Raw genomic sequence first — 22,129 nt, forward strand, 5'->3', positions numbered from 1 at the left:
GGTGCACATCGACAGAATCGGTGCCACTATTTCCAGTGTGACTTCGCGCCGGACAGACACCGACTCCGAACTTCCGCCCCAGGTCGTCGTGCTGTTCGGCGCGACGGGGGATTTGGCCAAACGAAAACTTCTGTCCGGAATGATGCACTTGGCATTGTCCGATCTCGCGCCGAACATCCGCGTCGTCGGCACCTCGCTCGAAGAGATGTCGACCGATGAATTCCGCACTCTCGCTCGCGAATCGATCAACACCTATTCGAGTCGTAAAGTCGGCGACGATCAATGGAGTCGCTTTGCTTCACGTCTGACCTACGTGTCGCAGAAGGCAGGACCGGCGGCGCTGGGGGAGGCCGTGGCAGAGGCCGAGATCGAACTGGGAGGAAGCGCCAAACGGCTGCACTACCTATCCGTTCCACCGAGAGCTGCTCTCGCAGTGGTGGATACGCTCGCATCGGCAGATCTGGTCAAGCGTTCCCGGATCATCATGGAGAAGCCGTTCGGCACCGACCTCGACAGCGCGATCGCCTTGAATGCGCGGGTGCACGAAACGTTCGACGAGGACCAGATCTTCCGGATCGATCATTTTCTCGGGAAGGAGCCGGCGCAGAACATCCTGGCGTTTCGTTTTGCCAACGGCTTGTTCGAGCCGATCTGGAACCGCAATTTCATCGATCACGTGCAGATCGACATACCGGAGAAACTCGCCCTCGACGGTCGAGCAGGGTTCTACGAGTCCACCGGCGCGTACAAGGACATGGTCGTCACCCATCTGTTCCAGGTGCTGGCTTTCATGGCGATGGAACCGCCGACGGCACTCGAACCCCGCGCGATCAGTGAAGAGAAGAACAAGGTTTTCCGATCCATGGTGCCGCTGAAACCGAAAAACGTTGTGCGAGGGCAGTACACGGGATATCGATCGGAGGAAGGCGTGGCACCGGATTCCGACACCGACACCTTCGTGGCCCTCAAATGCGAAATCGACAACTGGCGCTGGGCCGGGGTGCCGTTCTACCTCCGTAGCGGGAAACGTCTCGCCGAAGGCCAACGCATCATCTCGATAGCGTTCCGAGAGCCACCGAAGAGCATGTTCCCGGCGGGTTCCGGGGTCGGCGCCCAAGGCCCGGATCATCTGACCTTCGACCTGGCGGACGCATCCAAGGTGTCGCTGTCGTTCTACGGCAAGCGGCCCGGGCCCGGGATGCGCCTGGACAAACTCAGCATGCAGTTCGCCATTCACGAAACCGAACGCGCCGGCGACGTACTCGAGGCCTACGAGCGGCTCATTCTCGACGCCATGTACGGCGACCACACACTGTTCACCACAGCCGAGGGCATCGAACGATTGTGGCAGGTATCGGAGCCGTTGCTGGCGGATCCACCTCCGGTGCGACTGTATTCACCGGGATCGTGGGGCCCCAACGCAATTCATCAACTCATTGCGCCGCACGCCTGGCGGCTCCCGTTCGAGCGGGAGTGGCGCGAGAAGAAGTAGCGCTCCTCAGTTGTTCCGGCCGCGATCCTTGCGCATCTGATCGCGCAGAGCGCCCTGAACCGCTTGTGACAACCACGAATTGAGAGATACGCCGCTGTTGTTGGCCGCATCTTCGGCGCGTTCCTTGATCTGTTCGACCAAGCGAAGCGTCACCCGTCGTACTTCGCCGGACACGTCGTCCATCGTCGGGTAGTCCTCGGCTTCGGGTGCGTCGGTCACGCCCATGTCCACGATCGGGGTGTCGTGTCGAACGTCGGCGTGCGCTTGCGTCCCGTCCAGTCGGACGGTAACGGTGTGGCCGTCCAGGTCGTTCGACACCTCGGCCGCAAAATCCGACAGCGCGGTCAGCAGCATCAATCTGGCCGAGGCCTCCGCGGTCTTTCCGAGCGCCTCCGCCGTCTGCCGGGTGTGCTCGTCTCCCAGGGCCGCAGCCGCAAGAAGATCGGTCCGTAGCGACTCGGTGTACTTGTCCAGTTCCATGACGCCAGTGTGGCGTCATAGATGACGTCAGTCAAGGCGCTTCTGTGGCGTCGATCGATCCGTGATGACGTCACGCGTCGCCGAATGCCGTGGACCGCACTTAGTGTTGTGCGGTGTCATCAGAAATCGAACGTAGAGCGGTGCCCCGAACGGTCGCGCTGAAAGTGCAACTCGTTGCTCGGACCGAATTCGTCCCACCGGCGGACATCCCGTGGGATACCGACGCCGACGGCGGACAGGCTTTGGTCGAGTTCGCTGGACGTGCGTGCTACCAGAGTTGGTCCAAACCCAATCCCAGGACGGCCACCAATGCGTCGTATCTGCGCCATCTGCTCGATGTCGGCCACCTGTCGGTGCTCGAGCACGCGAGCGTGAGCTTCTACATCACCGGTATTTCTCGGTCGTGCACGCACGAGCTGATTCGCCACCGACACTTCTCGTATTCCCAGCTCTCGCAGCGTTTCGTTCCCGAGCACGACGCCAATGTCGTTCTACCGCCTGCGATCGAAGGGGACCCCGAGCTCGAAGCGCTGTTCGCGTCCGCGACCGAGGCCAGTCGTGCGGCGTACACCGAACTGCTCGGTGCCCTCGAAGGCAAGTTGGAATCGGTCACCAATGCTGCGCTGCGCGGCAAGCAGGCGCGGCAGGCAGCAAGATCGGTACTACCGAACGCGACCGAGACGCGCGTGGTGGTGAGCGGAAACTACCGCGCATGGCGCCATTTCGTGTCGATGCGTGCCTCGGAGCATGCGGACGTCGAAATTCGCCGCGTCGCCGTCGAATGTCTGCGTAAGCTCGTGGCAGTGGCCCCGGACGTGTTCGGGGACTTCGAGATCTCCACGTTGCCGGACGGTACGGAAGTGGCCCGCAGCCCGTTCGTGACCGAGGTGTAGAGGCAAGGTTCGGTTCGGGCCTGAACCGGGTACACCCGTGAGGTGTCAGCCGGGAGTCCCGCTGCGCGAGAGTGGGTAAAGCACCGGGTAATCTGCTGCCATGACCTACGGTGACGCCGCTCCTTCCGTTGCGCCTGTGTTCGGTACGGTGCTCACTGCGATGGTGACCCCGTTCACAGCGGACGGAAAGTTGGATATCGACGCCGGTGTTCGCCTGGCGCATCACCTCGTCGAGCAAGGCAACGATGGGCTGGTTCTGGCCGGAACGACGGGCGAATCACCCACCACCACAGAGAACGAGAAGCTCGAGCTGCTGCGCGCCGTGATCGCCGCGGTAGGTCACCGAGCTCGCATCATTGCCGGAGCCGGAAGCAACGACACGGCGCACAGTGTGGAATTGGCCCGCGATGCCGCTCGTGCAGGTGCGCACGGTCTCCTTGTCGTCACCCCGTACTACTCCCGGCCACCTCAGGCCGGGTTGTACGCCCACTTCACCGCGGTTGCGAACGCCACCGACCTGCCCGTGATGCTCTACGACATCCCTCCCCGCTCCGTCGTTCCCATCGAGACCGAGACCTTGCGCAGACTGGCCGAGCACCCCCGGATCCTCGCGGTCAAGGACGCCAAGGGAGACCTCAATGCAGGCGCGGAACTGATCGCCTCGACGGGCCTGCAGTTCTATTCGGGCGACGACCCACTGAACCTTCCGTGGCTTTCGGTCGGGGCGACGGGCTTCGTCAGTGTCATCGGCCACCTCGTCCCCGCTCGGCTCCGCGAACTGCACACCGCCTTCATGATGGGCGACATCGCGCGGGCGCAGGCAATCAACGTCAGCCTCATTCCGGTCATTCGCTCGGTCGCACGCCTCGGCGGCGTCAGCGCCTCGAAGGCCGGCCTCCGCCTCATCGGAATCGATGTCGGCGAACCACGACTTCCCCAGGTGCCACCGAGCATCGATCACATCGAATTGCTCGCAGCGGAGCTGCGGGCGGCAGGAGTTCTTGTATGACACGACCGAACAGATCGCGCGGACGCGCAACCCGAAACGCCGGACCGCCGTCCGAGCGGCCGGCTCCTACGCAGGGCCGGCCGTCGGGTGCCCGGCAGGGTAAGCCGATGGTGCAGAACTCGGCGCGGACTCAACGTCCCGACAAGCGCCGTGAATTCGACCCGACACAACGACTCGGCACTCCGCCCAAGGCACCGTTCAAGGGCCTTCGAGTGGTTGCGCTGGGCGGTATCGGCGAAATCGGCCGCAACATGACCGTGTTCGAGCACCAGGGCAAGTTGCTGATCATCGACTGCGGCGTGCTCTTTCCCGAGGACCAGCAGCCGGGTGTCGACCTGATCCTGCCCGATTTCCGCCACATCGAGAACCGTATGGCCGATGTCGAAGCAGTGGTGCTGACACACGGTCACGAGGACCACATCGGAGCGGTCCCGTTCTTGCTGCGCCTGCGGCCCGATCTCCCCGTCGTCGGATCCAAATTCACGCTCGCACTGGTCGCTGCGAAGTGCCGTGAGCATCGGCTACGACCGAATCTCGTCGAGGTCATCGAGGGACAACACACCCAGCACGGTCCGTTCGACTGCGAATACTTCGCGGTGAATCACTCGATTCCCGACGCATTGGCCATTGCCATCAGGACCGACGCCGGTCTCGTCCTGCACACCGGGGACATCAAGCTCGATCAGCTGCCGCTCGACGGTCGTCTCACCGACCTCGCCGGTTTCTCGCGTCTGGGCGACGAGGGTGTCGACCTGTTTCTGGTCGACTCCACCAATGCCGAGGTGCCCGGATTCGTCACGCCCGAACGTGAGATCGGCGGAGTGCTCGACACCGTCATCGGCAAGGCGAAGCAACGCGTCATCGTGGCGTCGTTCGCCAGTCACGTGCACCGCATCCAACAGGTCATCGACGTCGCCGAGCGATACAACCGTCGTGTCGCGTTCGTCGGACGCTCGATGGTGCGCAACATGCAGATCGCCCAGGATCTGGGTTATCTGCGGGTGCCCGACGGCCTCGAGGTGACTGTCGACACCGCCGCAACACTTCCCGACGACCGGTTGGTGCTCATCTCCACCGGCTCGCAGGGCGAGCCGCTGTCGGCGCTGTCCCGGATGGCTCGGGGCGAGCACCGCCAGATCAACGTCAAGGCCAACGATCTCGTCGTTTTGGCGTCCTCGCTCATTCCCGGCAACGAGAACTCGGTATTCGCCGTCGTCAACGGCCTCGCCAAGCGCGGCGCGACCGTCGTGACGCAGCAGAACGCGAAGGTCCACGTCTCGGGACACGCGTCGGCGGGAGAACTGCTCTACCTGTACAACGCGGTTCGACCGACCAACGCCATGCCGGTGCACGGCGAGTGGCGTCACCTGCGCGCCAACGCCGCGCTGGCGAAGGCAACCGGTGTACCCGAGGACCGCGTGGTGCTCGCAGAGGACGGCGTGGTGGTCGACATGGTCGACGGCCTCGCCGAGATCGTCGGCCAGGTCCCGGTCGGTCACGTGTACGTCGACGGCCTCTCGGTCGGTGATGTCGGCGATTCGACGCTGTCGGATCGTCTCGTACTGGGCGAGGGCGGCTTCATCGCGATCAGCGTCGCCGTCGATTCGGCCACCGGCCGTGCAGTGACCGCGCCCGAGGTGTCCGGTCGGGGCTTCTCCGACGATCCGGCGGCCCTCAAGGAGGCCGGACAACTCGTGGAGGCCGAGCTGCAGCGGCTTGCCTCGGACGGGGTCTCCGACACTCATCGCATCGCACAAGCAGTGCGCCGAGTCGTGGGTCGGTGGGTAGCGGACAAGTATCGCCGCAAGCCGATGATCGTTCCGACGATCATTGCGGTCAAGCCGCAACCGCAGTCGAGCTAGTTCATCTAGACCAGTAGTCGCCAGAGTCCGATCAGTCCGAGAACGACGATGGCACCGCGTAAGGCCGCCGGCGACAGCCGGCGGCCGTACCGGGCTCCGACGGCACCGCCGATCAGGGAGCCGACGGCGATCAGACCGGCGGCCTGCCAGCTGATGTCGTCGAATCGAAAAATCGTGAATGCCACTGCTGCAACGATATTGACCACGAGCGACAGTAAGTTCTTGGCTGCATTCATCCGCTGCATCGTCTCGGGGAGCAGGGCTCCCATAACGCCGATGAGCAGGATTCCCTGTGCTGCAGTGAAATAGCCGCCGTAGATGCCGACGAGCAGAGTGCCGATGGTCACCAGTGCCATTCGGCCGCGACCGATCTGGTTTGCCGCCTTTCCGGCCGCTTCCGACCGCCGCTTCGCCCAGGCTTGGATCTTCGGTTGTGCGACAACGAGAATCAGCGCACCGATGAGCAGAACCGGAACGACCGAGGCGAACACCTTTTCGGGCAGGTGCAGCAGCAGCCAGGCCCCACCGAGCGCTCCGAGAAACGATGCGGGCAGTTGCCATCGAAGTCGGTGCCATTGCCCGCGCAGTTCTCGGCGATACCCCCACGTGCCCGAGACGCTTCCCGCTACCAGCCCGATGGCGTTGGACATCGTGGCGACCACCGGGGGATACCCGAACGCGACCAGCGTTGGAAACGTGATCAACGTTCCGGAACCGACGACGGCGTTGATTGCACCGGCTCCGAGGCCGGCAAGCAGGATGACGAGAATTTCCGATACCGGCACTGTTGGGAGGTTACCCAGACAAAGGATGAGATCCTGCGGCAGGATGCCGCTGGTTCCGTCTGGCCGTAGCCTGGAGCGCGTGAGCCTTGCCCAGGATGAACGTTCCCAACTTGTTCAGACCCTTCTCGACGTGGGTCCCGATGCACCGACGCTGTGTGGTGAGTGGACCGCTGCCGATCTGGCCGCGCACCTCGTCGTCCGCGAGCGACGGCTCGACGCGTCGCCGGGGATACTTCTGTCGCCGTTCGCCGGGTACACGGAGCGGGTCCAGCGTTCCGTCGCGAACCGACCGTTCGCGGCCGTGGTCGAGGATGTTCGCACCGGGCCGCCGATGTGGTCGCCGTTCGCGCTCCTCGATCCACTGATCAACCTCGGCGAGATGTTCGTGCACCACGAGGACCTGCGCCGCGCGACCGGGAGTTGGACGCGACGACTGCTGCCGGCGGCGGTGGAGAAACGATTGTGGCCGCAGGTCCGGTTCATCGGGCGCGCAGGCCACCGCTCCGCGCCGATTCCGGTACACGCTCGCACTCCGGACGGCCGCTCGGCCACGTTCAAGGGTGGCTCCGGTGCCGGTGTGACGGTGGTGGGGGAGCCGTCCGAACTGCTCCTCTACGCGTTCGGCCGGGACCAGCTCGACGTCGAGTTCGAGGGTTCGGCGGGCGACATCGCTGCGGTGAAGGCGCTCGATCTGAGCTTCTGACACACAACCTCTTCGCTGTTACTGGTGTTGCGGATGGTTTCGACGGGGCTGTTGCGACTAGCCTGGGTGCATGGCAGGAAAGACCAGCACCTCCACCGCCAGGGCCGGATCCAGCGGATCCGGGTCTTCGCGCGCGTCCGGCACCGCTCGTAAGTCCGGCACCGGCCGCACCGCGCGCACCGTCACGACGCCGAAGAAGCCCACCGCCCCGCGCAACCCGGCAACCTCCCGGGCGAGCGCGTCGTCTCGCGGTAAGGGAACGGCGAGAGGATCGGCGACGCGTCGACCACCCACCAAGAAGAAGTCACGCGGTGCGCTCGACGCGATCGGCCGCGGAATCGCGTCCACGTGGTCGATGGCGGCGCGAGGTGTCGGTGCCACGACCAGGACGGTCGGTAAGGCCGCCGACATCGAGCACGGACACCGTCGCGACGGGATCGCACTGGGGCTGATTGCCGTCAGCGTGGTGGTTGCCGCGAGCGTGTGGTTCAGCGCCGGCGGGCCAGTCGGTGAATGGATCGAGGTGGGTATTCGCGCTGTCATCGGTCAGGCCGGTTTTGTGGCCCCCGTTCTCGGTGTTGCCATCGCGGTCGTTCTCATGCGGTCCGAACCCCGTCCCGAGGTGCGCCCTCGGCTCGTTCTGGGGTCGATTCTTCTCGGCCTCCCGATCCTGGGCCTGTGGCACATGGCCGCAGGCTCGCCGACCGACGCTGCCGGCAGGTCCGAGGGTGCGGGCTTCGTGGGGTACGTGGCGGGCGGTCCGATTGCCGACGGCCTCACCGTCTGGTTGGCGGTACCTCTGCTTCTGCTCGCGGGCCTGTTCGGGGTGCTGTTGCTCACCGGTACCACCGTGCGCGACGTACCGGACCGGATGCGTGCGCTGTTCGGCACCGACAGTCGGGGTGATGAATACGAGGACTACGACCCGGCCGACTTCGGTTCCGAATTCGGAGACGAGGGCTACGGCGACTACGACTCCAACTTCGATGCCGACGGTTATCCGGTCCACGGCGGCGCGGATCCCTACGACAACTATCCGACCGAGGAGTACATCCCGGTCGCGAAGCCGCCGCGCGCCCGTAGGACCCCGGCCCCGGAGGCCGCGACCGAGGCCATTGCGCCTGCGGCTGCTGCAGTGCCGGTGCCGGAAGCGCCTGCCGCGCCTGCGCGGCCGAAGCCCAAGCCGATCGTCAAGGCGGCCGAACCGAAAGCGGCAGCCGAGGACGACAAGATCGTCGTCGACCGCGTCGTCGACGGGGATTACACGCTCCCGTCGTTGTCCCTGCTCATCGACGGCGACCCGCCCAAGACGCGGAGCCAGGCCAACGACGCCATGATCGAGGCCATCTCGGAGGTGCTCGAGCAGTTCAAGATCGACGCCGCGGTAACCGGATTCACCCGGGGCCCGACGGTCACCCGCTACGAGGTCGAACTCGGGCCGGGCGTGAAGGTCGAGAAGATCACTGCGCTCGCGCGGAACATCGCATATGCGGTGGCGACCGACAACGTACGTCTGCTCGCACCGATCCCCGGCAAGTCCGCGGTCGGTATCGAGGTACCGAACTCGGACCGTGAGATGGTCCGATTGGCCGACGTGCTGACTGCGCCGTCGACGCGAAAGGATCACCATCCGCTGGTGATCGGCCTCGGCAAAGACATCGAGGGCGATTTCGTCAGTGCCAACCTCGCGAAGATGCCCCACTTGCTGGTGGCCGGATCCACCGGTTCCGGTAAGTCGAGCTTCGTGAACTCGATGCTGGTGTCGTTGCTCGCGCGGGCGACGCCGGACGAGGTTCGGATGATCCTGATCGACCCGAAGATGGTGGAGCTGACGCCGTACGAGGGCATTCCACACCTCATCACCCCGATCATCACGCAGCCCAAGAAAGCTGCCGCGGCGCTGGCCTGGCTCGTCGAGGAGATGGAGCAGCGCTACCAGGACATGCAGATCAACAAGGTCCGGCACATCGACGACTTCAACAAGAAGGTGCGTTCGGGTGAGATCACCGCACCCCTCGGCAGTGAACGCGTCTACCGGCCCTACCCGTACATCCTCGCGATCGTCGACGAGCTTGCCGACCTGATGATGACCGCCCCGCGCGACGTCGAGGAAGCGATCGTGCGGATCACGCAGAAGGCCCGCGCCGCCGGTATCCACCTGGTGCTCGCCACCCAGCGACCCTCGGTCGACGTCGTGACCGGTCTGATCAAGACGAACGTCCCGTCGCGTCTTGCCTTCGCGACATCGTCGTTGACGGACTCCCGAGTCATCCTCGATCAACCGGGTGCCGAGAAGCTGATCGGTATGGGCGACGCTCTGTTCCTGCCGATGGGTGCGGGCAAGCCGACACGTCTGCAGGGTGCGTTCATCACCGACGAGGAGATTGCGGCGGTCGTCGACTTCGCCAAGAACCAGGCCGAGCCGGAGTACAACGACACCGTCACCGCAGCGAAGGTCTCGGACAAGAAGGATGTCGACCCCGATATCGGCGACGACCTCGACGTGCTGTTGCAGGCGGTCGAACTCGTCGTGACCAGCCAGTTCGGTTCGACCTCGATGCTGCAGCGCAAACTACGCGTCGGCTTCGCCAAGGCCGGTCGCCTGATGGACCTGATGGAGAACCGCGGAGTGGTGGGGCCGAGCGAGGGATCGAAGGCTCGCGAAGTGCTCGTCAAACCGGACGAGCTCGACGGTCTGCTGTGGTCGATCAAGGGTGGCGACCCGGACGAGCAGCCTGCGTCGGACGAGTTCTAGGGCTCATACAGCGCTCCCGGTACGCGTGAATGGACCATTGCAGCCGTCTCGGCGGTGCAATGGTCCACTCACGTGGGCTGGATGAGCGGGGGATCAGGACGTGAACGTGCCCATGACCGGGGTCCATTCGTCGAACGTTGCCGACTCGATCAGGTTCTCGATCGCGAACGGATCCTGAGCGAACAACGTTTCGACGGTCGCGGCATCCGGCCCCTCGACCAGCAGCAGTGCCCCGCTGCCGTCGGCGTAGGGACCACTCGAGACCAGAGTCTTCTGCTCGAGCAGGTCGGCCAGCCATGCGCGGTGGGCTGCGCGATGGGTGTCGCGCCCGTCCGTGGTGGCGGGGGAGTAGGTGTACCTGACGGCAATGAGGGGCATGGAGCTCTCTTCCGAATTCGATGGTTGTCCGGAGGATTCTGTCAGAGAGACAGCAGCATTCGGGTGTTGCCCAGAGTGTTCGGTTTGACGTAGCTCAGATCCAGGAACTCCGCCACGCCGGTGTCGTACGACCGGCACATCTCCGCGTAGACCTCGGCGGTGACGGGCGTTCCCTCGATTTCCGCGAATCCGTGCCGGGAGAAGAAGTCCACCTCGAACGTCAATACGAACACTTTCTGCAACGCCAGATCGCGCGCGACCTCGACGAGTTTGGCGACGATGAGATGCCCGGCACCATGCCCTTTCGCGGCGGGATCGACGGCGACTGTTCGCACCTCACCGAGATCGGCCCACAGCACATGCAATGCCCCGCACCCGATGACCTCGCCGTCACGTTCGGCGATCCAGAATTCCTGCACGGCTTCGTAGAGCGTCACAAGGTTCTTCTCGAGCAGAATCCGACCGGCGTAGATATCTATCAATCGCTTGATCTCGGGAACGTCCGAGGTCCTGGCACGACGCACGGTGAGTGTTCTGTCGGATGGGGAGAGGTGGTCCGTGGTCTCGTGGTGTGCGTCGGATTCGGGATTCGAGGTGTCGCGACTCGCCCGACTCGGCCCAGAAGTCATGGGGTGAACAGTAGTCAGTACCGCAACCGATAAACTTTTCGTGTGTCCTTCAGTGAGCTGTGTCCCCGTCTCGGCGGGTGGACGCTGCGCGAAGGTGTACCTACCGCCGGATCCGGCGCTGTCGGCTCGCGAGTTCCACGATGACCGGCCCGGTTGCGCCTGATCAGGGCGTCCCGTCGAGCAGCGGTAAGCCGAACGGCCGAGCCCCGGTCAGCGGTGCTTCGCGCTCCGGAAGCGGCGCGCGCAGTGCAGATCTGCCACACGGAAACGCAGTCCCCGGTGGTACGGACGAGGTGCCGTTGCTCAACATCGCCAACATCTTGACCGTCCTCAGAATCGCGCTGGTGCCGGTGTTCCTCGCGGCGTTGTTCGTGGGTGACGGCCATGACGCCACCTGGCGCCTGACAGCCACCGTGGTCTTCGCCGTTGCTGCCATCACCGACCGGATCGACGGCCAAGTGGCGCGCAAGTACGGTCTGGTCACCGACTTCGGGAAGATGGCAGACCCCATCGCGGACAAGGCTTTGATCGGTGCCGCGCTGGTCGGTCTGTCGATGTTGGGAGATCTGTCCTGGTGGGTGACCGTGATCATCGGGGTGCGGGAGATCGGCATCACCGCGGTGCGCTTCGCAGTCATCCGGCACGGCGTCATCCCCGCCGGTCGCGGCGGGAAGGTCAAAACTCTGGTACAGACGTTCGCCATCGGTGTGTACTTGTGCCCGCTGCCCACTGCGGTCGATCCGGTTGCGATGGGGCTGATGGCTCTGGCAGTGCTGCTGACCGTCTACACCGGAATCGACTACGTGGTGCAGGCCGTTCGATTGCGCCGAGGTGTGTCCGCCTCGTGAGTGTGCCGGCGGGATACAGTCGTGGGAAACGTGTCGGAGCTGCTTCGGCGCGTGTTGGAGTGAACGGGCATATAGGGTCGGGAACCAATCGGACCGACTGGGACGTTGAACAACATGACGGCTCCGGACGAACGAGATATGAACGTTGTCGTCTCGACGGCTCGGCCGTCGGCACGGACACCAACGAGGAGGAGCGAGATGGCGCTGCTATTGCGTGAAGCACTCGGCGACAGTTTGCGGCGTACTCGCGTCGCACAGAGCCGAACCCTGCGTGAAGTCTCGAATACTGCACGCGTGAGCCTGGGGTATCTCTCCGAGGTGGAGCGTGGCCGCAAGGAGGCGTCGAGCGAACTGCTCGCCGCGATCTGCGATGCGCTGGCCGTGCCGCTTGCCGATGTGATGAGCGACGTCAGCGTGACACTGTCCGACGCGTCCATCGCCGCCGCCCGACTCGACGATGCGGCTGTCGCCACCCGCATCGACGGCGATACCCGTGTCGTGATTCCCGCACCTGCTGCCAGAGCTCTCGCTGCCGCCTAAGATCGGGAACGTACGCCGTTTCCACTCCTGACCCAGACCAGACACCCGACTTTTTCAGCACGGACAGGTTCATTTCGGTCACTGCGAGAGCAGCCGACCCGTACGCGGCCACCGCGGCGCAACAGATGGAGGCAGGACCACCCCATGGCTAATCCTTTCGTCAAGGCCTGGAAATACATGATGGCGCTCTTCAATTCCAAGATCGACGAGAAGGCCGACCCCAAGGTTCAGATTCAGCAGGCGATCGAAGATGCACAGCGGCAGCATCAGGCTCTGTCTCAGCAGGCTGCGTCCGTCATCGGCAATCAGCGCCAGCTCGAGATGAAGCTCAGCCGGCAGCTGGACGAGGTCGAGAAGCTCAATGCGAACGCCCGACAGGCAGTCACACTGGCAGATCAGGCCGCTACAGCGGGCGATATCGAGAAGGCCACGCAGTACACCAATGCTGCCGAGGCGTTCGCTGCGCAGTTGGTGACCGCCGAGCAGAGTGTCGAAGACCTGAAGGTTCTGCACGATCAGTCTCTGCAGGCCGCCACTCAGGCGAAGAAAGCCGTCGAGCAGAACGCGATGGCGCTGCAGTCCAAGGTTGCCGAACGCACCAAGCTGCTGAGCCAGCTCGAGCAGGCGAAAATGCAGGAGAAGGTCAGCGAATCACTGCGTTCGATGGACAGCACGCTGTCCGCGCCCGGCAACACTCCGAGCCTGGACGCTGTCCGAGACAAGATCGAACGCCGCTACGCCGATGCTCTCGGTTCGGCGGAGTTGGCTCAGAACACCGTCTCGGGTCGCATGCTCGAGGTACAGCAGGCGTCGGTTCAGATGGCCGGCCACAGCCGGTTGGAGCAAATCCGCGCGTCGATGGCAGGCGACTCGCTGCCGTCCGGCGATTCCGCAGCCAAGCCGTCGATCGCCAAGTCGCCGAACGCAACGCCCGAGCCCCCGGCTCAGGCGTGATCGTCCAAACGAACACGCCCGTCGACTGACACCACTGTCGGCATGGGTAGGAAAGAACACGAATCGGGCCGGTCGCGTAAGCGGCCGGCCGTTTCGCTCGATCGGGACTCCATCGTAGCGGCGGTCGCGGAGTCCGGAGCGGTGGTCAGGTCCCTCGCGGAATCCGCGCGCAGTGTCGGCACGTCTGTGTTCGATGCCGCCGGACGTCGAAAAGACCCGCGGGCCAAGCATCTGAAGAAGATTCGTCGAGCCAGGCGACGAGGAATCCGGTTCGGTGCTGCATCCACCACCACAGCAGCCGGCACAGCAGGACTGGCCGTACTGTCTGCTCCTGAGTGGTCGCTGTTCGTCGGCGGCGGAGGTGCCGCACTCATGGCCGTCCCGGCTGTATTCGCGGTCACCCGGTTACGACGGCTTCGATCCCAACCGGTACCCGTGGGAATACCGGCACGACGCTTGTTGCCGGAACGCGGGTCTGCCGCCTACGAACCGATGGCCCGGCTGGCAGGAGCCGAGAAGAGTCTGTTCGAGCTGTTGGGAATCCTGGCGAGATCCAAGAGGATCGGGACCGACGAGGTCGAAGAGACGATCGGCGTCGCCTCGGAGGCAGCTCAGGGGCTCGAGGGCGTCGCCGTCGACATCGCCGCACTGGAACGAGCAGGCGCAGCAAGCCTCGCAACGCGAGAACACTTGCGCAACGGAATCGATTCGGCTGCAGCGGACCTCGCGGCCGGAGTCGATCAGTACGAACAACTCGTGGCAGCCGCCGCTCACATGACCGGACCGTCTGCCTTCACATCGTCGACGGTTGTGGATGTCCACCGCCGCGAGCTGGAGTCGGCCACCGACCGACTGCAAGGGTGGGCCGAGGCCCTCACCGAAATCGATCGGATCAGGGCGCGGCACCGCTGACACAATTCAGGGTTCACCCCGATGTGCTCGAAGCGCACCGATGTCAAGATCGATATACGCGACACGACACGGTGCGCGTCTACGGTTGGAGTTTCACATGTTCTGGAAAGTACTCGGATTCATCGTCCTGATCTGGATCGCGCTCGCACTGCTGGGCACCATCATCAAGGGTGTGTTCTGGCTGGTGGTAGCCGGTGCCATCGTGTTCGGACTCGTATGGCTGTACAAAGCGATCTCATCGAACAGTGACCACACTTCACTGAAGTACTGACACGTCGGTCGCTCACGCCCATGACGAGCGATCCCGGTCCACGAACACCCGCAGAGCACCAGGTACGGACTGCACGGTGACAGGCAGTTCACCGACGCGTTCACCGTCCGCATATGCGACGATTCCCTCGCACCTCAGGGTGACCCGCTCCGATGTGTACGTGTCGACCTCGGGCAGATCGATATGCGATCCCCGGTAGAGGGTAGGCGACATCCTGAGAAGTCGGGTTCGGCTCACTCCGCGCACGACGGTGATGTCGAGCAGACCGTCGTCGACCTGAGCAGCGGGGCAAATCGCCATCCCGCCGCCGTAGCAACGGCCGTTCCCGATGGCTACCAGCGTGGCGTCGACCCTGAGTTCGGCATCGTCCAATTCCAGGACGTACGAAAGGTTTTCGAGCGCGGCCAACTGCAGAATCATGGCCACGTTGTAGCGCAGGGGGCCGCCGAACCATCGCAGTCGACCGGCTCTCTCGGTGACCAGGGAATCGAAACCGCTGGAGAGAACGGTTGCGAACCACCGGTCGCCGGCTCGGCCCAAATCGATTGTTCGAGTGAGACCGTCGACGACGAGGTCGGCTGCTCGGACTGCATCTTCCAGAGGTATCCCCAGATCGCGGGCCAGATCGTTTCCGGTGCCTGCAGGGATGAGACCCATCGGGGTCTCGGTGCCGGCGAGCACTTGAATCACGAGATTGACGAGCCCGTCGCCTCCGACGGCGACCACGGCGTCCGTTCCGCTGTCTACCGCTTTGTTTAACAATGCCAACGCGTCTCCCGGGGTACGGCCTTCGATCGCCGTGACGTGAATTCCGCGCTCGCGGAGTCGGGCTACGGCTCGCCGACCGGTCTGTGCTGCGCGCCCACCACCGGCCGTCGGATTGGTCAGCACCGTTACCGATCGGGTCATGGTCGTCCGGATTCGTCGGTCACGTCGATCAGCTTGCCAGGGTTGACGATTGCAGTGTCGGTGACCGGCGCTATTCCCCGTCGACAGTCTTCGGCGTAGATTGCCGATTCATGTTCTCGCCGACTTCGGGACCGAATGTGACCGAATCCGTGAGGTACAGTAACGAAATTACTTGCTTCGGCCCGCGATTCAGATCTTCGGCCCATAGTGTGAAGGGTGGCACGTGACCGAGCGACCGGTGTCGAGTCCTGCCTCGTCTCAGTCCGCGCATCCGTCCGAGACGGACGCGCCGGAGAAGTCGATCGAAGACTCCGTGCTCGATGCGGCCCGATCGTGCATCCTCGAACATGGTGTCAGACGCACCACCCTGGCCGAAATCGCTCGCCGAGCCGAGGTCAGCAGGCCGACCGTCTACCGGAGATGGACGGACACACGAGCAGTGGTGTCCAGCCTTCTCACTCGCGAGATCGGCGCACTCATTCCGAGCTTCGATGCGACCGCGTCCGGCCGAGAGCAGATCGTGACCGCCGTGGGTCAGGCGGCCGACCGGATCCGAACTCACCCGCTGTTCGTGAAAATTCTCCGTTCCGATTCCGATGTGCTCGCCACGTACATCCTGCATCGGCTCGGTACCAGCCAGGCGCTGATCATCGATACCCTGACCTCATTGATTGTTGTGGGGCAACGTGACTCGTCCATTCGTCCGGGGGATCCCGCGGCGCTGGCAACCATGTTGCTGTTGATGGTGCAGTCCGCTGTCCAGTCCGCCGAGATGGTGTCCGAGCGCATCTCCGGTGCCGAAGTGATGCGCCAGATGACGTACGCGGTCGATGCCTACCTGCGTCCCCGGAGCGCGTGACGGGCGTTCCTTCACCTGTGGTGATCTCGACATACGTCGAGCTCGTCGAGTCGGGTGTGGCACCCTGAGTCGATGCGAGTTGCAGTGGTGGCCGGGCCCGATCCGGGACATGCGTTTCCGGCCATTGCCCTGTCTCTGTTGTTCCGTCGTGCCGGTGACGAACCGGTCCTGTTCACCGGAAGTCGTTGGGTGCCCGACGCTCGTGCCCTCGGGCTGCGGGCATTTCCCTTGGGCGGACTGACACCGCGACCGGAGGACGACGATCTGGATGCCGGGCAGCGTATCCACTCTCGCGCCGCGTTCGTCTCCACCGAATTGTTGCCCGACCTCGCTCGGGAGAACGTCGACCTCGTGGTGTCCGACATTCTCACTGCAGGAGGCGGTATGGCTGCCGAACGTCTCGGTACGCCCTGGATCGAGCTCTCGCCCCATCCCCTGTATTCGCCCTCTAAAGGTTTGCCGCCCATCGGAAGTGGGTTGGCTCCGGGCATCGGTCTTCGTGGCAGGTTCCGCGATACCGTCATGCGCGCGTTGACTGCACGCTCGATCGCGCAGGGACGGGCTCAGCGTTCCCTCGCGAGGGCGAGTATCGGTCTACCGGAGCGGGATCCGGGCCCGAGTGCTCGACTGATTGCCACAATCCCCGCGCTGGAGGTGCAACGTCCCGACTGGCCCGAGGACGCGCACGTGACCGGTCCGTTGCTGTGGGAGCCGACCGACGATCTGCTCGAGCTACCCGACGGCGAATCACCTGTGGTGATGGTCGCACCGTCGACGGCGTTCACCGGTGCCGAGGGGATGCTCGAGATGGCACTGAAGGGGTTGCATGGCGGCGGGGTTCGGGTAGTGGCTTCGGTTCTCGACGGGGCCCCCGACGTGTTGCCGAACTGGGCGAATGCGGGCCTCGGTCGGCAGGACGAACTTCTGCGTCACGCCGATGTGGTGGTGTGTGGGGGTGGCCATGGAATGTTGGCCAAAGCTCTGATGCACGGAGTTCCGGTGGTGACCGTGCCCGGTGGCGGTGATCAGTGGGAACTGGCGAATCGGGCTGCGCGGCAGGGGAGCGCCGTGATCGTGCGACCCCCGACGGCAGCCTCGATCGCCGGCGCGGTGGCCGACGTTCTCGCCGATCCTCGATTTGCCCTGGCTGCTGCCGAGGCGGCGGCCGGCGCGAAGTCCGTCGAGGATCCGGTGGCGGTATGTCACGAGGTCCTTGCTCGGAGCGCGCGTCGGACGGGGCGTTAGGGTTGTCGATGTGCGTCTGACCGAATTTCGTGAACTGCTCACCGAGGAGTTCGGCTCCGTTCGAGGCAATTCCCTGCTGACCGATCATGTGCTGTCCGGGATCGGACGAACCGGGGCACAGGCCATCGAGGAGGGCGTCGACCCGAGGGAAGTGTGGCGCTCGATCTGCTACGAGTTCGATGTTCCGAAAGAGCGCTGGTAGCCCTTCGCGGGTCGAATCCAGTTTGCTCGGCGTGTCGAACGCGGCGGTAGTTGACTCGAACACGTGTTCCCCTATGCTGGTGACAACGGTTGCTGAGCGGTCCAGAGAAACTTCTTGTCGGTACCCCGTTCTAGCGTTACCGACGACCAAGCTGAACGACACGACACAGCTGAACGACACGACACAGGGAGCTCACGATGGCTGCATACGATCGCGACAAAGCGCTCGATCTCGCACTCGCGCAGATCGACAAGAACTTCGGCAAGGGTTCGGTGATGCGCCTCGGTGACGAGGTTCGCCAGCCCATCGCCGTCATTCCCACGGGATCGATCGCGCTCGATGTAGCACTCGGCATCGGAGGGTTGCCGCGTGGACGTGTCATCGAGGTCTACGGCCCGGAATCCTCGGGTAAGACCACCGTTGCCTTGCACGCGGTGGCCAGTGCTCAGCGCGCCGGCGGCATCGCCGCCTTCATCGACGCCGAGCACGCACTGGATCCGGACTATGCGAAGAAGCTCGGTGTCGACACCGATGCACTGCTGGTCTCGCAGCCCGATACCGGTGAGCAGGCCCTCGAGATCGCAGACATGCTGATCCGTTCGGGCGCACTCGACATTCTCGTGATCGACTCGGTGGCGGCACTCGTGCCGCGCGCCGAGATCGAGGGCGAGATGGGCGACAGTCACGTGGGTCTGCAGGCTCGCCTGATGAGCCAGGCGCTGCGCAAGATCACCGGCGCGATGAGCAATTCCGGCACCACCGTCATCTTCATCAACCAGTTGCGCGAGAAGATCGGCGTCATGTTCGGCTCTCCCGAAACCACCACCGGTGGTAAGGCATTGAAGTTCTACGCCTCGGTTCGCCTCGACATCCGCCGCATCGAGACTCTGAAGGACGGAACCGATGCCATCGGTAACCGCACCCGGGTCAAGGTCGTCAAGAACAAAGTCGCGCCGCCGTTCAAGCAGGCCGAGTTCGACATCATCTACGGCAAGGGCATCAGCCGCGAGGGCTCGTTGATCGACATGGGCGTCGAGCACGGCTTCATCCGTAAGTCGGGTTCGTGGTTCACCTATGAGGGCGATCAGCTCGGTCAGGGCAAGGAGAACGCCCGCAAGTTCATGCTCGAGAACCCCGATGTGCGAGACGAGATCGAGAAGAAGATCATGGAAAAGCTGCAGATCGGCGCGGACGTCACCGCGGAGGAGCCCGCAGCCGCTCCGGTCGACTTCTAACCTTGTGCCGCTGTGCAGCAGCGAGACGAGGGTGGCGGCACCGAGGCGCAGGCGAAAGATGTCTGCCTTCGGTTGCTGACCGACCGAGCGCGTAGCAGGCACGAACTCGAAACGAGTCTTGCCAAAAAAGGATTCACTGCCGAGATCGCGAACGCAGTTCTCGACCGGCTCGAGAAAGCAAAGCTCGTCGATGACGAATCCTTTGCTGAACAGTGGGTCCAGTCCCGGCACAAGTACTCAGGTAAGGGCAAACGCGCACTCAGCATGGAGCTGCGGAACAAAGGCGTCAGCAACGAGTTGGCCGTGAGCGCCCTCGATCTGATCGATTCCGAAGACGAACTCCAACGTGCTGCGGAGTTGGTGCGCAAACGATTTCGATCGTTACGTCTGCCAGACCCGAACGGGCCCGACGCACGGGTCGAACGAGACAAAGTAGTGCGCAAGCTGGTCGGTATGCTGGCTCGCCGCGGATACTCGCAAGGAATGGCATTTGCGGTGGTCAAAGATCAACTCGACCGCGTAGGTGCAGACACCGAAGACTTCGACGGCCCCGACACGATGTGATCGTCCACCTCGAGTAGGAGGCGTCGAGAAACAGTAAGGCCCGCAACACCATCGGTGTTGCGGGCCTTACTTGTCGAGGGCCTCGATCAGTTTCAGTGTCGTGTAGTCAGGCTGCCTGGCCACCGTCGAGAGCCGGAACCACTTCAGTCGCGCCGGCCTTGCGCTTGCGAGAACGCAGACGACGCTCGACCACGGTGGCCAGCTTGGTCAACAGCGAGTTGATGATGATCATGATCACGGCGACGATGATCAGCGACGGCAGGTAGTTGCTGTAGAACGCGCCCACCTGCTGCCCGGAACGGACGACCTCGACGTAGCCGATGACGTAACCCAGCGCCGAGTCCTTCAGTGCCACCACCATCTGCGAGATGATCGCCGGAAGCATGGCGGTGACGGCCTGGGGGAGCAGAACCAGGAGCATTACCTGGCTCTTCCGCATGCCCAGCGCCGACGCTGCTTCGCGCTGACCCTTGGGCAGAGAATTGACGCCAGCACGCACGATCTCGGCAATGACCGAACCGTTGTACAGGGTCAGGCCCGTGACTACCGCAGCCAAGGCCAGGTACTTGACCTTGAAGACCTCGTAGTCGGCGTACACCGCGTACAGGAAGATCATCAGGATCAGCACGGGCACTGCGCGGAACAATTCGACGATTGCGCCACTGATCACTCGGACCACTCGATGATCGGACAACCTGCCGATACCGAGTACGGCACCGAGGATCAGGGCGAACACGATCGACAGTGCCGCTGCCACCAGGGTGCCCTGGATACCGGGAATCAGATAGGTTGTCCACGTGGTCGATTCGAGGAACGGATCCCACTTCTCGGCGGTCAGCTGTCCCTTCGAATCGAGGGCACGGTAGATCAGAAATGCGACTCCGAGTGAGACGATCGCGACCATAACGGTCAGAATGCGGTATCGGAGTACTGCTTTCGGTCCGGGAACGTCGTACAGAACTGCTACTGCATCACTCATCATGACACCGCCAATCGCTTGCTGATGTAGCCGAACAGCAACCCGGTCGGGAGCGTCAGGATCATGAAGCCGAGGGCAAAGATGCCACCGACGACGAAGATCGCGGCTTCGTTCTCGATCATGTTCTTCATCAGGAACGACGCCTCCGCAACGCCGATGACCGATGCGATGGTCGTGTTCTTGGTCAATGCGATCACGACACTGCCCAGCGGTCCGACGACGGCGCGAAATGCCTGGGGCAGAACGACGATGGAGATGTTCTGGGTGAACGTCATGCCGAGCGAGCGGCCTGCTTCGGCCTGACCGACCGGGACCGTGTTGATGCCCGATCGTAGAGACTCGGCCACGAACGACGCGGTGTAGACACTCAGACCGAGGATAGCCAAGCGAAAGTTGTTGTCGTCGAGGAACGTCGACGACGACTCGGATGCCAGGGAGACGCCCATGGTCTGGTAGAGACCGAACGAGGTGAACAGGATGATCAGGGTCAACGGGGTGTTACGGAAGATGGTGACGTACGTCGCGGCTATGCCACGTGCGATCGGGATGGGGGACACCCGCATCGCGGCAATGATCGTTCCGATGACCAACGCTCCGACGAGTGATGCCAACGTCAGATAGATGGTCGAGAGGAACGCGTCGATCAATTGATCGCCGTACTTGCTCAATAGGTTCACGGTGCTTGTTGATCCTCACGGCTCGGCGAGATCGAACCGCCGTGTTCCGCGTGCGCGTGCACGCGGAACACGACGAGAAGAGTCGATCAGTAGCGGTCGACGGTGGGCTCGGCGGGAAGCGGGTAGCCCGATGCGCCCACGGTGTCGTTGAACGCCTGCTCCCAGGCACCGCTCGACACCATCTCCTCGATGGCGTCGTTGATCTTGTTGCGTCCGTCGGTGTCGTCCTTGTTCAGGCCGATGCCGTAGTTCTCCGTCGTGAACGGCTCGCCGACCACCTTGAACTGTCCGGGTGACTGTGCGGCGTAACCGGCCAGGATGATGTCGTCGGTGGTGACGGCGTCGACGGTGCCGTTACGCAGGGCCTCCACGCACGCGGAGTAGGTGTCGAACGGCTGCAACTGAACGCCCGGGTACTCGTCGGCGATGTTCTGGGCCGGGGTGGAGCCGGTGACCGAGCACAACCGCTTACCGTCGTTGAGCGAATCGGCGCCGGTGATGTCGGTGTTGTCCTCGCGGACGAGCAACGATTGACCCGCCACGAAGTACGGTCCGGCGAAGCCGACCTTCTCCTTGCGGGTGTCGGTGATCGAATAGGTGGCGACGATGTAGTCGACCTCACCGTTTTCGATCAGGGTCTCGCGCTGTGCCGAGGGGGACTCCTTGAACTCGATGTTCGCCTCGTCGACGCCGAGCTTGCCGGCGACGTACTTGGCGACCTCGACGTCGAATCCGCTGAAGGTGCCGTCCGGATTACGCAGACCGAGGCCGGGCTGGTCGAACTTGATGCCGACGATCAGGTTGCCGGATTCGGCGCTGCTCGAGATGGTGCGGGCCTCCTCTCCGCCGCCGCAGGCGGTGGCGACGATGGAGAGAGCGGCGATGGCGACACCGAAGCGAAGCGGTCGGGTGATTCTCACAGTGAATGTCCTTCGGGTAGGTCGTGCG

Annotated in this window: 24 protein-coding genes; 16 read left to right on the top strand and 8 right to left on the bottom strand. The window is 63.6% G+C overall.

Going from position 1 to position 22,129, the window contains the following annotated elements; translation table 11 throughout:
* Window positions 1-37: 37 nt before the first annotated feature.
* Window positions 38-1,492: a glucose-6-phosphate dehydrogenase gene (gene zwf, locus ASG84_RS14480; RefSeq protein ID WP_057477697.1), complete on the top strand. Its 1,455-nt coding sequence runs from the start codon at window positions 38-40 to the stop codon at window positions 1,490-1,492.
* 6 nt (window positions 1,493-1,498) lie between these two features.
* On the opposite strand, the gene ASG84_RS14485 is transcribed toward zwf, so the two are convergent.
* A complete protein-coding gene (locus tag ASG84_RS14485) occupies window positions 1,499-1,972 on the bottom strand; it encodes a hypothetical protein (protein ID WP_057477698.1) in 474 nt (157 codons plus the stop codon).
* 140 nt (window positions 1,973-2,112) lie between these two features.
* Here ASG84_RS14485 and thyX point away from each other — a divergent pair, with 140 nt between their 5' ends.
* The 3 genes from thyX (at window position 2,113) to ASG84_RS14500 (ending at window position 5,736) form a co-directional block, all read left to right on the top strand.
* Window positions 2,113-2,865: an FAD-dependent thymidylate synthase gene (gene thyX, locus ASG84_RS14490; RefSeq protein WP_057477699.1), complete on the top strand. Its 753-nt coding sequence runs from the start codon at window positions 2,113-2,115 to the stop codon at window positions 2,863-2,865.
* A 100-nt stretch (window positions 2,866-2,965) separates the two neighbouring features.
* The gene (dapA, locus tag ASG84_RS14495; RefSeq protein ID WP_032377140.1) at window positions 2,966-3,874 is read left to right on the top strand and encodes a 4-hydroxy-tetrahydrodipicolinate synthase; all 909 of its coding nucleotides are present in this window, start codon (window positions 2,966-2,968) and stop codon (window positions 3,872-3,874) included.
* Between the two features lie 107 nt (window positions 3,875-3,981).
* Window positions 3,982-5,736 carry a ribonuclease J gene (locus tag ASG84_RS14500; protein WP_057477700.1) on the top strand — a complete coding sequence of 585 codons (1,755 nt, stop codon included), beginning with the start codon at window positions 3,982-3,984 and terminating at the stop codon, window positions 5,734-5,736.
* Window positions 5,737-5,741: 5 nt separating this feature from the next.
* Here the strand turns inward: ASG84_RS14500 and ASG84_RS14505 are convergent, their stop codons facing one another.
* The gene (locus tag ASG84_RS14505; RefSeq protein ID WP_057477701.1) at window positions 5,742-6,521 is read right to left on the bottom strand and encodes a sulfite exporter TauE/SafE family protein; all 780 of its coding nucleotides are present in this window, start codon (window positions 6,519-6,521) and stop codon (window positions 5,742-5,744) included.
* A 79-nt stretch (window positions 6,522-6,600) separates the two neighbouring features.
* Here ASG84_RS14505 and ASG84_RS14510 point away from each other — a divergent pair, with 79 nt between their 5' ends.
* Complete coding sequence (locus ASG84_RS14510) at window positions 6,601-7,224, top strand: TIGR03085 family metal-binding protein (protein WP_200936583.1); 624 nt, start codon at window positions 6,601-6,603, stop codon at window positions 7,222-7,224.
* Window positions 7,225-7,294: 70 nt separating this feature from the next.
* Complete coding sequence (locus ASG84_RS14520) at window positions 7,295-9,979, top strand: DNA translocase FtsK (protein WP_200936584.1); 2,685 nt, start codon at window positions 7,295-7,297, stop codon at window positions 9,977-9,979.
* Window positions 9,980-10,072: 93 nt separating this feature from the next.
* On the opposite strand, the gene ASG84_RS14525 is transcribed toward ASG84_RS14520, so the two are convergent.
* Together ASG84_RS14525 and ASG84_RS14530 are read right to left on the bottom strand one after the other, a co-directional pair.
* Window positions 10,073-10,357 carry a YciI family protein gene (locus ASG84_RS14525; protein ID WP_057477704.1) on the bottom strand — a complete coding sequence of 95 codons (285 nt, stop codon included), beginning with the start codon at window positions 10,355-10,357 and terminating at the stop codon, window positions 10,073-10,075.
* A 41-nt stretch (window positions 10,358-10,398) separates the two neighbouring features.
* Window positions 10,399-10,986, bottom strand: a complete 588-nt coding sequence (locus ASG84_RS14530; protein WP_082520986.1) for an amino-acid N-acetyltransferase — start codon at window positions 10,984-10,986, stop codon at window positions 10,399-10,401.
* 140 nt (window positions 10,987-11,126) lie between these two features.
* Between ASG84_RS14530 and pgsA the strand changes: the two genes are divergently transcribed.
* The 5 genes from pgsA (at window position 11,127) to ASG84_RS27950 (ending at window position 14,511) form a co-directional block, all read left to right on the top strand.
* Entirely contained in the window at window positions 11,127-11,834 is a 708-nt protein-coding gene (pgsA, locus tag ASG84_RS14535; protein WP_082520987.1) for a CDP-diacylglycerol--glycerol-3-phosphate 3-phosphatidyltransferase, read from the top strand.
* A gap of 198 nt (window positions 11,835-12,032) precedes the next feature.
* Entirely contained in the window at window positions 12,033-12,374 is a 342-nt protein-coding gene (locus tag ASG84_RS14540; protein WP_057477705.1) for a helix-turn-helix domain-containing protein, read from the top strand.
* Between the two features lie 144 nt (window positions 12,375-12,518).
* A complete protein-coding gene (locus ASG84_RS14545; RefSeq protein WP_057477706.1) occupies window positions 12,519-13,328 on the top strand; it encodes a PspA/IM30 family protein in 810 nt (269 codons plus the stop codon).
* Window positions 13,329-13,370: 42 nt separating this feature from the next.
* Entirely contained in the window at window positions 13,371-14,240 is an 870-nt protein-coding gene (pspM, locus tag ASG84_RS14550; RefSeq protein WP_235581663.1) for a phage shock envelope stress response protein PspM, read from the top strand.
* 97 nt (window positions 14,241-14,337) lie between these two features.
* The gene (locus ASG84_RS27950) at window positions 14,338-14,511 is read left to right on the top strand and encodes a hypothetical protein (RefSeq protein ID WP_200936585.1); all 174 of its coding nucleotides are present in this window, start codon (window positions 14,338-14,340) and stop codon (window positions 14,509-14,511) included.
* A gap of 12 nt (window positions 14,512-14,523) precedes the next feature.
* On the opposite strand, the gene ASG84_RS14560 is transcribed toward ASG84_RS27950, so the two are convergent.
* Window positions 14,524-15,420 carry a diacylglycerol kinase gene (locus ASG84_RS14560; RefSeq protein WP_057477708.1) on the bottom strand — a complete coding sequence of 299 codons (897 nt, stop codon included), beginning with the start codon at window positions 15,418-15,420 and terminating at the stop codon, window positions 14,524-14,526.
* 238 nt (window positions 15,421-15,658) lie between these two features.
* Here ASG84_RS14560 and ASG84_RS14565 point away from each other — a divergent pair, with 238 nt between their 5' ends.
* The 5 genes from ASG84_RS14565 to ASG84_RS14585 all read left to right on the top strand — a co-directional run bounded on the left by ASG84_RS14565 (window position 15,659) and on the right by ASG84_RS14585 (window position 19,525).
* Window positions 15,659-16,279, top strand: a complete 621-nt coding sequence (locus ASG84_RS14565; RefSeq protein WP_057477804.1) for a TetR/AcrR family transcriptional regulator — start codon at window positions 15,659-15,661, stop codon at window positions 16,277-16,279.
* Window positions 16,280-16,351: 72 nt separating this feature from the next.
* Window positions 16,352-17,524 carry a glycosyltransferase gene (locus tag ASG84_RS14570; RefSeq protein ID WP_057477709.1) on the top strand — a complete coding sequence of 391 codons (1,173 nt, stop codon included), beginning with the start codon at window positions 16,352-16,354 and terminating at the stop codon, window positions 17,522-17,524.
* Window positions 17,525-17,534: 10 nt separating this feature from the next.
* Window positions 17,535-17,726, top strand: a complete 192-nt coding sequence (locus ASG84_RS14575; protein WP_037189524.1) for a DUF3046 domain-containing protein — start codon at window positions 17,535-17,537, stop codon at window positions 17,724-17,726.
* Between the two features lie 197 nt (window positions 17,727-17,923).
* Window positions 17,924-18,961 carry a recombinase RecA gene (gene recA, locus ASG84_RS14580; protein ID WP_008716921.1) on the top strand — a complete coding sequence of 346 codons (1,038 nt, stop codon included), beginning with the start codon at window positions 17,924-17,926 and terminating at the stop codon, window positions 18,959-18,961.
* 12 nt (window positions 18,962-18,973) lie between these two features.
* Window positions 18,974-19,525: a regulatory protein RecX gene (locus ASG84_RS14585; RefSeq protein ID WP_057477710.1), complete on the top strand. Its 552-nt coding sequence runs from the start codon at window positions 18,974-18,976 to the stop codon at window positions 19,523-19,525.
* Between the two features lie 106 nt (window positions 19,526-19,631).
* Here ASG84_RS14585 and ASG84_RS14590 read toward each other — a convergent pair whose 3' ends face one another.
* From ASG84_RS14590 to ASG84_RS14600, 3 genes are all read right to left on the bottom strand, one after another.
* Complete coding sequence (locus ASG84_RS14590; RefSeq protein ID WP_057477711.1) at window positions 19,632-20,504, bottom strand: amino acid ABC transporter permease; 873 nt, start codon at window positions 20,502-20,504, stop codon at window positions 19,632-19,634.
* Window positions 20,504-21,181, bottom strand: coding sequence for an amino acid ABC transporter permease (locus ASG84_RS14595; RefSeq protein ID WP_032377154.1), 678 nt, complete (start codon window positions 21,179-21,181; stop codon window positions 20,504-20,506). The genes ASG84_RS14590 and ASG84_RS14595 overlap by 1 nt, the downstream gene beginning before the upstream one ends.
* 86 nt (window positions 21,182-21,267) lie before the next feature.
* Entirely contained in the window at window positions 21,268-22,101 is an 834-nt protein-coding gene (locus ASG84_RS14600) for a glutamate ABC transporter substrate-binding protein (protein WP_057477712.1), read from the bottom strand.
* Window positions 22,102-22,129: the final 28 nt, after the last annotated feature.

The sequence above is a fragment of the Rhodococcus sp. Leaf278 genome, from assembly GCF_001426085.1.
Lineage (GTDB): Bacteria > Actinomycetota > Actinomycetes > Mycobacteriales > Mycobacteriaceae > Rhodococcoides.

What these genes read in the sequence shown, in the direction of transcription:
- ASG84_RS14485 (WP_057477698.1), bottom strand. Translation starts at nt 1,972, where the DNA reads ATGGAACTGGACAAGTACACCGAGTCGCTACGGACCGATCTTCTTGCG.
- dapA (WP_032377140.1), top strand. Translation starts at nt 2,966, where the DNA reads ATGACCTACGGTGACGCCGCTCCTTCCGTTGCGCCTGTGTTCGGTACG.
- ASG84_RS14500 (WP_057477700.1), top strand. Translation starts at nt 3,982, where the DNA reads ATGGTGCAGAACTCGGCGCGGACTCAACGTCCCGACAAGCGCCGTGAA.
- ASG84_RS14520 (WP_200936584.1), top strand. Translation starts at nt 7,295, where the DNA reads ATGGCAGGAAAGACCAGCACCTCCACCGCCAGGGCCGGATCCAGCGGA.
- ASG84_RS14525 (WP_057477704.1), bottom strand. Translation starts at nt 10,357, where the DNA reads ATGCCCCTCATTGCCGTCAGGTACACCTACTCCCCCGCCACCACGGAC.
- ASG84_RS14530 (WP_082520986.1), bottom strand. Translation starts at nt 10,986, where the DNA reads ATGACTTCTGGGCCGAGTCGGGCGAGTCGCGACACCTCGAATCCCGAA.
- pgsA (WP_082520987.1), top strand. Translation starts at nt 11,127, where the DNA reads ATGACCGGCCCGGTTGCGCCTGATCAGGGCGTCCCGTCGAGCAGCGGT.
- ASG84_RS14540 (WP_057477705.1), top strand. Translation starts at nt 12,033, where the DNA reads ATGGCGCTGCTATTGCGTGAAGCACTCGGCGACAGTTTGCGGCGTACT.
- ASG84_RS14545 (WP_057477706.1), top strand. Translation starts at nt 12,519, where the DNA reads ATGGCTAATCCTTTCGTCAAGGCCTGGAAATACATGATGGCGCTCTTC.
- pspM (WP_235581663.1), top strand. Translation starts at nt 13,371, where the DNA reads ATGGGTAGGAAAGAACACGAATCGGGCCGGTCGCGTAAGCGGCCGGCC.
- ASG84_RS27950 (WP_200936585.1), top strand. Translation starts at nt 14,338, where the DNA reads ATGTTCTGGAAAGTACTCGGATTCATCGTCCTGATCTGGATCGCGCTC.
- ASG84_RS14560 (WP_057477708.1), bottom strand. Translation starts at nt 15,420, where the DNA reads ATGACCCGATCGGTAACGGTGCTGACCAATCCGACGGCCGGTGGTGGG.
- ASG84_RS14570 (WP_057477709.1), top strand. Translation starts at nt 16,352, where the DNA reads ATGCGAGTTGCAGTGGTGGCCGGGCCCGATCCGGGACATGCGTTTCCG.
- recA (WP_008716921.1), top strand. Translation starts at nt 17,924, where the DNA reads ATGGCTGCATACGATCGCGACAAAGCGCTCGATCTCGCACTCGCGCAG.
- ASG84_RS14590 (WP_057477711.1), bottom strand. Translation starts at nt 20,504, where the DNA reads ATGAGTGATGCAGTAGCAGTTCTGTACGACGTTCCCGGACCGAAAGCA.